Genomic DNA, 12,264 nt, shown 5'->3' on the forward strand with positions numbered 1-12,264 from the left:
GCCACCTATACGAAAAGATTTTCTTGTAAATAGTCTACCACAGCATGCCCACATTCGAAAAATTGATAGAATGTTTCATCATATTCAAAGCTGATCCGTTGACCACCTAAATATGTGTCTTTTGTTAAACTAGTAATTTCACTTAAAGGAATTTTTTGAACTATCGTTTTATTTAATCCTTGAAAACTAGAGAGTAACAGCATTGACCCCTTAAATTCTACAAAAGCATAAAAGTAATCATTGGTTATTTCATTGGTCGTTTTGATATAGGTATTCATTATAAATCCCTCCTTTGATGCTTTGAGTATAGCTTATGAAACGCGTCTCATAGCAAGGAGTTTGTTTCTGCTTATTCTTCTGGCTCCCCAAGAGTAGGATCCAAACGATTGGCCGCTAGAATGAATGGTGCCCAGATCAAGGCAGCCACTAACAAGTTTATGATTGTCAAGACGATGGCCCGCCAGTCACCTGCCGTTGCAAGAAAACCACTGATGATCGTAGGCATGACCCAAATCACATTCACTACTACCGGACGCACCAATCCTGCCATCGTGGCAAAGTATGCAATGGTCGCAGTTGCTAATGGCGCTAAAATAAATGGAATCATCAACAACGGATTCAAGACGACCGGCAGACCGAACATCACAGGTTCATTGATATTGAACAACCCAGGAGCAATCCCTAGTTTACCCACTGTTTTATAATCAGCGCGCTTAGATAGTACCAAGATCATGATGATCAACACTAACGTCACTCCTGCTCCACCAGGCCATACAAAAGCCTCAAATGAACCAGCTACCCATTTGAAGGGGATCGGTTCATTATTTTGAAAAGCATTCGTATTCTCTACCATCGCTGTTCCATATAAAGTCTGTAAAACAGGCGACATGATATTCGTTCCATGAAGACCAAAAAACCAGAGAACATGGACAAGCAGAACAATAATAAAGACAGCCCCGTAGCCCTGTGAAAGATGCATCAAAGGTCTTTGGATCGCTTCTGAGATCCAATCAATCAAAGGGACGCCAGCAGTTTGTTTGAACAGATAATTGATAGTACCGACGACATACAATGAGACTACTGCGGGTATGATCGCAGCAAAAGCTTTTGAGACAGCCGGAGGAACAGAATCAGGCATACGAATAATAATGTTTTTACGAATTAGAAGTGCGAAAATGATAACCGATATAAATCCAAAAATCATGGCTGTAAAAAGCCCAGAGCCACCCATATATTTTCCAAAATTAAAATAGCCCCACGCCCCCATTGAAAGTGTTTGCCCGCCTTCCGCATCAGCAAGGACTCCACCAGCAGAAGTAATCATCGTTGCTGCTTCTTCTGATAATTTTTCCGGCAATGTCAACACCGCCGTAGCAGCATCAGGTAAACCAATAATAAAAGCAACTAAAGAAACGATACTACCGGAAACTGGATCTACCCCATAAGCTTTGGCTAAGTTAGCCCCTAAAGATAGTGCAAAAACAACCGCCATGATCGCCAATGTTCCATTCCAGATCAGACCATTCACACCGATAACTGGTGTAAAAAATGTAGTTATTGCATTTCCTTCTCCTAGATACGTATTGGGAAAATCGCGCATAAATGCATTTAGCAACACTGCAATTGCACCAGCCATGGTAGCTGGCATTGTTCCAATAAAAGCATCACGTAAAGCAACTAAATGTTTTTCTGAACCTATTTTTGTTGCGACTGGTAAAATATACCTCTCCATCCACTTCATCAATCCGTCCATTCTTATCCTCCTAAAATCTATTTTTCGTCACTTTGTATGCGTATACATTATAACGATATTATAAATATAGCATATATTTCTAAGCGTGCCTACTTAATGTAAAAAGAATTTTTTATGCCTAGGAAAAATAGTACACTCTGTAGTAATTTTTTCATTTATATGTGATAAATGGAGGTTGTCATGAAACTATTTCGTTTTAACGCACTCTCCATTTCTTTATTCATATATTTTTCTTCTTTATTTCCACCTACATTGATTTTATCCTTTCCTCCTAGAGTTCATCTTATTTTCTCATGGCAACAGGGTTTCCCTTTGTTTAACTAAAAAATACGCTTCCTCATTAACTAGTACTTAGGTCTGATTGTTGTGAAATAACTTTAGTGATAGAGTAAAGAAAAGGGGGAATAGATGATGAAAAAAGCTTCGATTGTTTTCTCGCTATTATTTTTTAATGTAGTCTTCATTTTAGGTGTAGCAGCAAGTGTTTATATCTTTATTGCGAGTTTATGGATAGTTACGGGTTCATTTTTGCTCTCTCCACTTCTACTATTAGGAGCAACCTTGTTGACGATTCAGGATTTTTCAGTTTTTCAAAGCATAGCAAGCATCCTATTGTTTGCTTTGGGCGGGCTACTAGTCCCAGTATGTATCAAAGCAACAAAATACGTAGGAAATATTTCAGCGAAGTACATTGCTTATAACAAGAGATTGATTTATGGATAAGTCGTATTACAGGCTCCAAACTTCCGCTAACTGACCACTATCCTCAGATTTTGTTAACTCTTAAGTCTCCCTGAGGTCGAGACAAAGGTCGTTTAGGTTTGAGAAATTGGAGGCAAAACATACTAAGATTAGAGGGTAATTTCATCCGTCGATGAATTTACCCTCTAATCTTAGTATGTTTTTTTCCTCAAAGCTCCTCATTGAAGCACCTTCCTTAACCGTATAAAACTATTGATTGCTAAAACCGCAATTATTACCCTTCTTACCATTACAGGTCTTCACTATCAAGGAATAACTTTTTTATCCAAACAGCTTTTAAAGGAACACTGGATGTACCAGGACAAGTAACCTTGAAAGCATGAATTCAAATAACACCCTTTTCGATAATACTGACGGACTAGTTCCCCAAAGTCTTTTCATTTCCCCTATGATAAACTAAAAATAGTTAGTAGTTTATTCACTTATGGTTCCTTGAATATCAGTGTTTTAATCTTTTTCTATTTTAAGTTGTTCCACTATCCAACAAAAAAGATCAATAGGAGGAAAGTAAATGAAGAAAGCAAATTGCTTATGCGGTGCTATTTCGATGGAAGTTCAAGACATCCATTCCGAGGTGGGCGCCTGTCATTGTTCGATGTGTCGTCGTTGGGGAGCGGGACCGCTGCTTACGGTTGAAGCAGGAACAGGTGCAACAATTTCCATCCAACCTGAAAACTTAGTTACTCGCTATCAGTCATCTGAATGGGCGGAACGTGGCTTTTGCTCAATTTGTGGGTCACATCTTTTTTATCATCTTCTTCCAGGGGATTCCTACAGTATCCCAATCGATTTATTTGCAGATCAGGAAGGAGCAACACTGACAGTCGAAGTCTATTACGATCAGAAACCGTCTTACTACAATTTTGTAAATGACACGAAAAAGCTAACCGAAGCCGACGTCATGAAAATAGTACAAGAAACGTATTTTAACAAAGAATAGGCACTACATTGAGGTTTTGTTCAACGACAACAATCTTCAATAGAAGAAAATATTACGGAGGGGAAATTCAACGGCCGTTGAATTTCCCCTCCGCTCGTTCTTTAGGCTTACATATAATGAAGTACCTCATTGAAAAATAGGCCAAGCAAAACATGTATCCGATTGGAATCAGCTTTTCCATTCCATCCATAATATATGATGATCAATGCTATCCCGCCTGACACTGACGAAATTTTATGAAGAAATCAGTCCAAACATATTACTGATTTTCTACGATTATTTTTCTTTTCACATCATTTCAGGTAACCCATAAACCGATTTGCAATTTTTGGATCTTAGGAGGAAAATACAAACAGAGGTGATGACCATGGACAAGATAAATTGGGCGACTAGTTCGGTCCAAGCGGCTTATCAAGCACTAGCAAGTTCAGAAAAGGGACTTTCGACAGACGAAGTGCAGCAACGCTTAACCAAATACGGTCAAAATGTAATCAACACAACAAAAAAAGAATCGATTATCAAAACATTTTTATTAAATTTCACAAGTCTGATGGCACTCTTATTATGGGTATCGGGTTTTATTGCTTTATTTGCCGGTATGCTCGAATTAGGGATCGCCATCTGGTTGGTCAATGTGATCAACGGGCTCTTCAGTTTTTGGCAGCAATATCGCGCTAGTCAAGCAACTTCTGCCCTACAAAAAATGTTGCCAAACTATGCTCGCGTCTTACGCAACGGTAAAATAGAAAACACTCTGGTGGAAAATATCGTACCCGGAGATGTCGTACAGATCAAAAGTGGTGATAATATTCCTGCGGATGGCCGTCTATTGCAAGCTGACAGCATGCAAGTCAACCAATCTTCTTTAACTGGTGAATCCACCATCGTTAACAAGGATAGCGCCACATTGACTGCTGATGAAGTCAAAACAGCTGGGCGCTTTGCCGAAGCGAATCTGGTCTATGAAGGAACTTCTGTAGTCAGTGGTAGTGGGTTGATGTTAGTTACCCAAACAGGGATGAAAACTGAATTTGGGCAAATTGCTTCTTTGACCGGTTCCGTTGCTGCAACTCCCAGCCCATTAGAAAAAGAACTAAACGTCTTGACGAAGCAACTTTCCCTGATCGCCATTGTGATCGGTGTGATTTTCTTTCTAGCAGCAGTCTTTTTCGTAAAAAATCCTGTTGTAGAATCATTTATTTTTGCCTTGGGAATGATGGTAGCCTTTATTCCAGAAGGGTTGTTGCCAACAGTCACTTTATCTTTAGCGCTGGCAGTTCAGACGATGGCTAAGAAAAATGCTCTCGTTAAACATCTAAATAGCGTTGAAACACTAGGAGAAACTTCGGTTATCTGTTCTGATAAAACTGGGACCTTGACTAAAAACCAGATGACCGTCGAAAAAGTGTGGTTGCCTTATGCACAGTATGAAGTGTCTGGCACTGGTTATGCACCAAATGGTATCGTAACTAAAGACAGCATGCGGATCGAATTAGCTAAAGAAAAAGATCTATTGCAGCTGATCCGTATCGGTACATTAGATAACGACTCTGCTATTCAACAAATAGATCAGGAATATCAATTAGTGGGTAGTCCTGATGAAGGTAGCTTACTCATTTTAGCAGATAAAGCGGATTATGCTCTGGCAGAAGAGAAAGAACGTTATCAAAGGCTTAGTGAACTACCCTTTGATTCAAAACGCAAACGAATGTCGACGATCCATCAGCAACAAAATGATCGCTTTATTTTTACCAAAGGCGGGATCACCGAAGTCCTCGAATGTTGTACTTACTTTTTACTGAATGGAGAAATCAAACCTCTCGATGATGTACGTAAAAAACAGATTCTTGATCAAAATGACATTTTCGCCAAAGAAGGTCTACGAACATTGGCTTTCGCCTACCGCCGATTAAATCCGGATGAAACAGAATACAGCATTGAAAAAACAGAAAATCAGTTGGTCTTCGTCGGTATCACTGCCAGCCAAGATCCACCACGGGAAAACGTCATCGAAGCAATAAAAAAATGTCACGCTGCTAGCATTCGGATCATCATGGTCACAGGTGATTATGGCTTGACCGCTGAAAGTATCGCCCGCAAAATCGGGATCGTTGAAGGTGACGATGTTCGTGTCGTAACAGGCGATCAACTGTCAGCGATGTCTGATGACGAACTAAAGGAAAATCTTACCCATCAAATCATTTTTGCCCGAGTTGCACCAGAACAAAAATATCGGATCGTTTCGCTTTTACAATCCTTAGGTGAAATTGTTGCATCCACTGGAGATGGGGTCAATGATGCCCCAGCTTTGAAAAAAGCTGATATCGGGGTGGCGATGGGAGTCACCGGTACTGATGTCGCAAAAGAAGCCGCCGATATGATCTTAACAGATGATAATTTCACTTCGATCGTCAATGCTATTGAAGAAGGTCGTACGGTCTATAATAATATACGTAAATTCTTGTTATATATTTTAAATAGCAATATGCCAGAAGCTTTTCCATCAATTTTATTTCTGCTTTCTCGGGGAATGATCCCATTGCCTTTAACGGTGATGCAGATCCTTTCTATCGATCTAGGGACCGATATGTTGCCGGCACTAAGCCTAGCCACTGAAAAAACCGAACCTGGGACGATGAATAAACCGCCTCGCAAACGAACAGATCATCTTTTGACCAAAAAATTGATCTGGAAGGCATTTGGTTGGTATGGTCTGATGGCATCTGTAATATCGATTGGTGCTTATTTCGTAATCAATTATTCTGACGGTTGGCCAACTGTTCCATTGGCAAGCACAGGAAAAACTTATGTAATGGCCACTACAATGACTTTAGCAGCAATTGTTTTTAGTCAGATTGGTGCTGTTTTCAACTGTCGAACAGAAAAAGAATCCTTATTCAAGATCGGTTTTTTCAGCAACAAACGAGTTTTGTTAGGTATTCTTTTTGAAATCTGCCTGTTAGCCGCTCTGATTAACATTCCTTTCTTGCAAGATGCCTTCAGCACCACAAATATTCCATTGATTGCTTGGTTTGGCTTGGCATTGATCCCGATTCCGATCATTCTATTGGAAGAGTTGCGTAAAGCCATATTACGACATCGGACTTCGGTGAAATAAAACTGGAAATCATTGAGCATCCAGCTGATATAATTGGTGAGGTTGGGACAGAAGTGTTTAACTCCGAGAAATAAGCCGAAATTCCAAAAGTCAGTTTTTTCGGAAATTTCAAAAAAAGAGGTTGGGACAAAAGTGTTTCTTACTTTTGTCCCAACCTCTTTTTCATATTACTACACTAACCTAAAAAGGAATCGAAGCGAGGTTTCTACCTCATAAGTTGAACTAATGCTATCATTCGATACAAAATTCTTAATGTAGATATTTGTTCGTGTAGTTCTAAAGTTTTATTTACTCTTTGTTGTGATGGCACATTTATTATTACCTACTCACCAATAATAAACTAGATTATACTCTTTACTTTACTCTTCTATAAATTAAAAAAAAGAGAGAACCCAGATATATCAAGGTTCTCTCTTAAATACTACATCATGCCGCCCATCATTGATGGATCCATTGCTGGCGCTGCTGGAGCCGCTGGTTCTGGCTTGTCAGCTACGACAGCTTCTGTTGTTAATAACAATGCAGAAACAGATGCTGCATTTTGTAATGCTGAACGTGTAACTTTTGTTGGGTCAACGATACCAGCTTCTACCATGTTTACCCATTCGCCTGTTGCGGCATTGAATCCTGTTCCTAATTCAACATTTTTCAATTTATCAACAATTACTGAACCTTCGTAACCAGCATTTTCTGCAATTTGACGAATTGGTTCTTCTAATGCACGAACAACGATCTTGATACCTGTAGCAACGTCACCTTCTGCATCTACTGCAGAAACTTTACCGATGACATTCACTAATGCTGTACCCCCGCCAGAAACCATACCTTCTTCAACAGCGGCACGTGTTGCGTTCAATGCATCTTCAATGCGTAATTTCAATTCTTTCAACTCTGTTTCAGTTGCAGCACCGACTTTAACGACAGCCACACCACCTGCAAGTTTTGCTAAGCGTTCTTGTAATTTTTCGCGATCAAAGTCTGAAGTTGTTTCAGCGATTTGATTTTTGATCAATTGAACGCGAGCTTCGATAGCTGTTTTTTCGCCAGATCCTTCAACGATTGTTGTGTTGTCTTTATCCACAACAACTTTTGATGCGTTTCCTAGGTTTTCGATCGTTGCGTCTTTCAATTCTAAGCCTAGGTCATCAGTGATCACTGTACCACCAGTCAAAATAGCGATATCTTCAAGCATTGCTTTGCGACGGTCACCAAATCCAGGAGCTTTGACAGCGACAACGTTGAATGTTCCGCGAATCTTATTCAAGACTAATGTTGGTAGAGCTTCGCCATCCACATCATCTGCAATGATCAATAATGGACGAGATTGTTGTAAGATTTGTTCTAACAATGGCAAGATGTCTTGAATGTTAGAGATTTTTTTATCAGTGATCAAAATGTATGGATTTTCTAGAACAGCTTCCATTTTATCATTGTCAGTTACCATGTATTGTGATAAGTAACCGCGATCGAATTGCATTCCTTCAACTACGTCTAATTCTGTTTCGATCCCTTTTGATTCTTCGATAGTGATTACACCATCGTTTCCAACTTTTTCCATAGCGTCAGCAATCAAATGTCCTACTTTATCAGAGCCAGATGAAACAGCCGCTACTTGTGCAATAGCTTCTTTTGAATCAACAACAGTTGAAATATTGTGTAATTCTTCTACAGCAGCTTTTGTTGCTAATTCGATCCCACGGCGGATACCTAAAGGATTAGCTCCTGCTGTAACGTTTTTTAATCCTTCACGTACGATTGCTTGAGTCAAGACTGTAGCAGTTGTTGTACCGTCACCAGCAATATCGTTTGTTTTTGAAGCAACTTCAGAAACTAATTTTGCTCCCATGTTTTCAAAATGATCTTCTAATTCGATTTCTTTCGCAATCGTTACCCCATCATTTGTGATCAATGGTGAGCCATATGATTTTTCCAATACGACATTACGACCTTTTGGCCCTAATGTTACTTTCACTGTATCTGCTAATTTATCTACGCCACGTAACATTGCTGCACGAGCATCTTCTGAAAATTTCAATTCTTTTGCCATATCTATTCACCTCATCAAAATTTTTCATTCATTTTAATTGATTGCTTTGTTTTTACTCAACGATCGCCATGATATCTTTTCCAGCGACGATCAAATATTCTTTTCCTTCAAATTTCACTTCTGTACCGGCATATTTTTCAAACATTACTTGGTCGCCTACTTTTACAGCAGCAGGAACTTGTTCCCCGTTTTCTAACAAACGGCCTTCACCAACTGCGATAACTGTTCCAGTTTGTGGTTTTTCTTTAGCTGATGAAGCTAAAACGATTCCTCCAACAGTTTTTTCTTCCTCTTTTGCGACTTCAATAACGACGCGATCACCTAATGGTTTTAACACGATAAATCCCTCCGATAACTCTTTTTTGAATTCATTAGCACTCTAACAAGTCGAGTGCTAACCTACATTTTTAATAATACTCATTCTTCCATTTTTTTGCAAGCTTTTTAAATGAAGTTCTATAATTTTTACGTTATCCCTTACGTTTCAAAACAAAAGAAGGTAAATGAAGTATGTTATAATTAAAGAAAGCGTGGGAGCAGAAGCAACTCCTTCTTAAATAAACCGAAATCCACAAAAATTTGAAAAACAATTTTCATTGATTTCTTCTTATTTCTCGGAGTTAAACACTTCTGTCCAAGCCTCGTTATTCTGTCTAATTTTAAGGAGGACCTTATGTCATTAAAAAAATATAGTTTTCTGAGTATCTTTTGCTATGGATTGATTTTCCTTTCACCTTTGATCCTTTCCTCTGTTGGAATCGTCCATACAACCACAGATTTGATTACTGCGACAGCAATTGCTTATATTTTAGGTGCGATCGTTTTAGCCTTCCTTTATTTTAGACAAAGGGAACCTTTATCCATCGAAGCAGCAGTTCCTAGATCTTCTGTACCTAAAATCATTCTTTATGGACTTGTTGGTATTTTTATCGCCTTGATTCTGCAAAGTTTAGCTGTAACATTGGAAACATTTTTATTTGGAGAAAGTGCGCCTTCTGAAAATACACAAAATATCATCCAAATGATACTTGAAGCGCCAGCCTTCATTGTCGCAACTACGATTGCTGGACCGATCATGGAAGAATTCGTCTTTCGTCGCAGCATTTTGGGTATTGTTGGAAGATATAGTAATTTTTGGGTAGGTGCCATTGTTAGTTCCTTGCTTTTTGCGTTCGCACATAATGACGGACATTTATTGATCTACTTTTTCTTAGGTTTTTTCTTCAGCTTACAATATAAGGTAACTGGTCGAATTTGGACATCAATGATTACTCATGTCGGAATGAACACGCTTGTCGTGATTGTCCAACTCGCTATCCAAAAAGGATTGCTTTCCTATTAAAAATTACCATTGATTTGATAAAAATAAAAAAGCTTTCAATAAAAAATAGAACGATACCAGCATAAACAGCTCGTTCATTTTTATAGGAAAAGCTTTTTTATTTTTTTACTGTCTTTTTTTAGATAACACTTCATTGCCAGAAACAGGATTATTTTCTTGTTTTATCTGTTGCTTTTCTCCTTATTTCTGTCACTTCTACTTTTCTTTCTCGATACACAACTGAAAGTTAGCACATGCAGAATCCCTTCGCCAATTTTTCTAAATAGTTCTACGATGATATCTTCAATGAACGTTACCTTAGTCCTGACGAGATCTTATTGCCGACTCAGTCCTCTCATGCAAAATTTTCTTATTAGACATAAATTCATACCCACGTTTCTTCAGATCCGTAATACTCATATAGGTTTCTGCTTCAACTCCACCGATTTCTTTATCATGTAATAATTTTTGTTTATGTATATAGGATGAGTCCAAGTACATTCGTTTCTGCCTTTGTTCATTTATTTCTGGTCTCTCACTTGTTTGTTTGATATTTTGTTCTTTCATTATCAGTTCTAGATTTTTTCTCTCTATAATTACTTCTCTTCTTTCTAAGTCTACTTCTTTTCTCTCTAAGCACAATTCTCTTTTTTCTAGGTCTGTTTTTCTTTTTTTAAAGTCCACTTCTCTTCTTTCTAGATCTACTTCTTTTCTCTCTAGCTCCACTTTTCTTCTTTCTAGGTTTACTTCTTTTTCAATCATGTCGATTTTGTTTAAATCAAGCTTTAATTTATTTCTGTAAGTTTTTAATTTTTGTCTTTTATATTTATATTTTAGACGTTCAACTTGCGCTTTTGTACTAATTTTCAATTCTTGCCTGTTTGTATTCCTCTTACCTGACACATTGGGTATGCTTCTCTCTAGATTTTGCTTTTTTCTCGCCCGATTCGACGACATTTTTGCCGTATCATCGGATTGCTTCTGTCTTAAATCTTTTTGTTTTTCTACAGTTTTTACCGGCGTTGATTTTACACTTTCCTTTTGAAAAGCATTCGTCTTCTTTTTGACAGACTGCCTTATTTCATTTCCTGTGAGTTTCTTTTTTTTGATTAGTTCTTGTTTGACGAATTTTACTAATTTTGGAGGAACATGGCTAGATCTAGCAACCTTTGTTACACTTGTCACTCTGAGTAGTTCACGTTCAATATGACGTCTTTGATTTACGGTTAACACTAATTTAGTTTTTTTTCTCATTTTCTTTCCCCTTTTTTGGATCAAACGTTTGATTGCTTTGAGCATAACCGATTCTTGGAACAAACAAGCCATCATTATTTCTTCATTTAGAAATAGTTGTTCTGATCTATGATGACAAAAAAACAAGCTAGGATTCACAAAAATTTGTGAGTCCTAACTTGTTATGAAGAGAACATTCTTTTTTTAGTGTATAGATACAACTACTTTTCTCTAATCATGGATCGATCATATTGAAAATAGTTCCGTTGCTTCATCTGGATCTGTGTCATAGACATCAAAGTCATAACCAACGCCTAGATCTTTTTCTTTAAGGACATTTTCCATGGTTAAATGCGCAAGTTCTTTCATATTGTTTTCTTTACTTAAATGTCCCAGATAGATCCGTTTTGTTCGGTCACCAATCACATCTGTCATGACTAGTGCCCCGTCTTCATTAGAAAGATGGCCTCGATCCCCTAGAATCCGTTGCTTTAGATTCCACGGATAAGGTCCCATACGAAGCATTTCCAGATCATGATTGCTTTCCATAAGATAGCCATCTGCATTCTTGATGATCCCACGCATACGATCATTACAATATCCGGTATCTGTCAACATGACAAATGACCGATTTTCTTTGTAGAAACGATAGAATTGAGGTGCTGCTGCATCGTGTGATACCCCAAAACTTTCAACGTCTAGATCGCCAAAAGTTTGAACCTTCCCCATTTCAAATAAATGTTTTTGCTCAATTGGAACATTTCCGATCAACGGCGACATCGCTTCCCAAGTTTTTTCATTGGCAAAGACGTCTAAATGATACTTTCTCGCTAATACACCGACCCCATGAATATGGTCTCGATGTTCATGCGTTACTAAAATCCCATCTAACTGGTCAGGTGTCCGATCAATCTGTGCCATTAAAGAAGTAATTTTTTTCCCGCTGAGTCCAGCATCCACCAGAAGTCGCTTTTTATCACTTTCAATATAAAGTGAATTTCCAGAGCTTCCGCTTGCTAGGATACTGATTTTGAAAGCTGGTTTTTCTTCAGCCATTTCACTACTTCCCTTCTTACTTTGTAAACTTTTT

The 12,264-nt window shown here is 38.2% G+C and carries 10 protein-coding genes; 4 read left to right on the forward strand and 6 right to left on the reverse strand.

Annotated features, from left to right (window positions below; translation table 11 throughout):
* Window positions 1–5: 5 nt before the first annotated feature.
* The gene (locus tag CJZ72_RS02700) at window positions 6–278 is read right to left on the reverse strand and encodes a hypothetical protein (RefSeq protein WP_081134094.1); all 273 of its coding nucleotides are present in this window, start codon (window positions 276–278) and stop codon (window positions 6–8) included.
* A 71-nt stretch (window positions 279–349) separates the two neighbouring features.
* Window positions 350–1,753 carry a PTS sugar transporter subunit IIC gene (locus tag CJZ72_RS02705; RefSeq protein WP_081134093.1) on the reverse strand — a complete coding sequence of 468 codons (1,404 nt, stop codon included), beginning with the start codon at window positions 1,751–1,753 and terminating at the stop codon, window positions 350–352.
* Between the two features lie 411 nt (window positions 1,754–2,164).
* Between CJZ72_RS02705 and CJZ72_RS02710 the strand changes: the two genes are divergently transcribed.
* The 3 genes from CJZ72_RS02710 (at window position 2,165) to CJZ72_RS02720 (ending at window position 6,573) form a co-directional block, all read left to right on the forward strand.
* On the forward strand, window positions 2,165–2,476 hold the full coding sequence (locus tag CJZ72_RS02710; protein ID WP_227260050.1) for a DUF1700 domain-containing protein: 312 nt from the start codon (window positions 2,165–2,167) through the stop codon (window positions 2,474–2,476).
* Between the two features lie 550 nt (window positions 2,477–3,026).
* On the forward strand, window positions 3,027–3,455 hold the full coding sequence (locus CJZ72_RS02715; protein ID WP_095443599.1) for a GFA family protein: 429 nt from the start codon (window positions 3,027–3,029) through the stop codon (window positions 3,453–3,455).
* Window positions 3,456–3,822: 367 nt separating this feature from the next.
* Window positions 3,823–6,573, forward strand: a complete 2,751-nt coding sequence (locus CJZ72_RS02720; protein ID WP_095443600.1) for a cation-translocating P-type ATPase — start codon at window positions 3,823–3,825, stop codon at window positions 6,571–6,573.
* 421 nt (window positions 6,574–6,994) lie between these two features.
* Here the strand turns inward: CJZ72_RS02720 and groL are convergent, their stop codons facing one another.
* Window positions 6,995–8,620 carry a chaperonin GroEL gene (gene groL / locus CJZ72_RS02725; protein ID WP_005880136.1) on the reverse strand — a complete coding sequence of 542 codons (1,626 nt, stop codon included), beginning with the start codon at window positions 8,618–8,620 and terminating at the stop codon, window positions 6,995–6,997.
* Between the two features lie 52 nt (window positions 8,621–8,672).
* The gene (gene groES / locus CJZ72_RS02730) at window positions 8,673–8,957 is read right to left on the reverse strand and encodes a co-chaperone GroES (RefSeq protein WP_005880134.1); all 285 of its coding nucleotides are present in this window, start codon (window positions 8,955–8,957) and stop codon (window positions 8,673–8,675) included.
* A gap of 336 nt (window positions 8,958–9,293) precedes the next feature.
* Between groES and CJZ72_RS02735 the strand changes: the two genes are divergently transcribed.
* Window positions 9,294–9,962: a CPBP family intramembrane glutamic endopeptidase gene (locus tag CJZ72_RS02735; protein WP_005880132.1), complete on the forward strand. Its 669-nt coding sequence runs from the start codon at window positions 9,294–9,296 to the stop codon at window positions 9,960–9,962.
* Between the two features lie 297 nt (window positions 9,963–10,259).
* On the opposite strand, the gene CJZ72_RS02740 is transcribed toward CJZ72_RS02735, so the two are convergent.
* Together CJZ72_RS02740 and CJZ72_RS02745 are read right to left on the reverse strand one after the other, a co-directional pair.
* Window positions 10,260–11,195, reverse strand: coding sequence for a hypothetical protein (locus CJZ72_RS02740; protein WP_081134128.1), 936 nt, complete (start codon window positions 11,193–11,195; stop codon window positions 10,260–10,262).
* 225 nt (window positions 11,196–11,420) lie between these two features.
* Entirely contained in the window at window positions 11,421–12,230 is an 810-nt protein-coding gene (locus CJZ72_RS02745) for an MBL fold metallo-hydrolase (protein ID WP_005878927.1), read from the reverse strand.
* Between the last annotated feature and the right edge of the window lie 34 nt (window positions 12,231–12,264).

The sequence above is a fragment of the Enterococcus durans genome, assembly GCF_002277935.1.
Classification (GTDB): domain Bacteria; phylum Bacillota; class Bacilli; order Lactobacillales; family Enterococcaceae; genus Enterococcus_B; species Enterococcus_B durans.

Coding starts and splice junctions, on each gene's coding strand:
- CJZ72_RS02700 (WP_081134094.1), bottom strand. CDS start 278: ATGAATACCTATATCAAAACGACCAATGAAATAACCAATGATTACTTT.
- CJZ72_RS02705 (WP_081134093.1), bottom strand. CDS start 1,753: ATGGACGGATTGATGAAGTGGATGGAGAGGTATATTTTACCAGTCGCA.
- CJZ72_RS02710 (WP_227260050.1), top strand. CDS start 2,165: ATGAAAAAAGCTTCGATTGTTTTCTCGCTATTATTTTTTAATGTAGTC.
- CJZ72_RS02715 (WP_095443599.1), top strand. CDS start 3,027: ATGAAGAAAGCAAATTGCTTATGCGGTGCTATTTCGATGGAAGTTCAA.
- CJZ72_RS02720 (WP_095443600.1), top strand. CDS start 3,823: ATGGACAAGATAAATTGGGCGACTAGTTCGGTCCAAGCGGCTTATCAA.
- groL (WP_005880136.1), bottom strand. CDS start 8,620: ATGGCAAAAGAATTGAAATTTTCAGAAGATGCTCGTGCAGCAATGTTA.
- CJZ72_RS02735 (WP_005880132.1), top strand. CDS start 9,294: ATGTCATTAAAAAAATATAGTTTTCTGAGTATCTTTTGCTATGGATTG.
- CJZ72_RS02740 (WP_081134128.1), bottom strand. CDS start 11,195: ATGAGAAAAAAAACTAAATTAGTGTTAACCGTAAATCAAAGACGTCAT.
- CJZ72_RS02745 (WP_005878927.1), bottom strand. CDS start 12,230: ATGGCTGAAGAAAAACCAGCTTTCAAAATCAGTATCCTAGCAAGCGGA.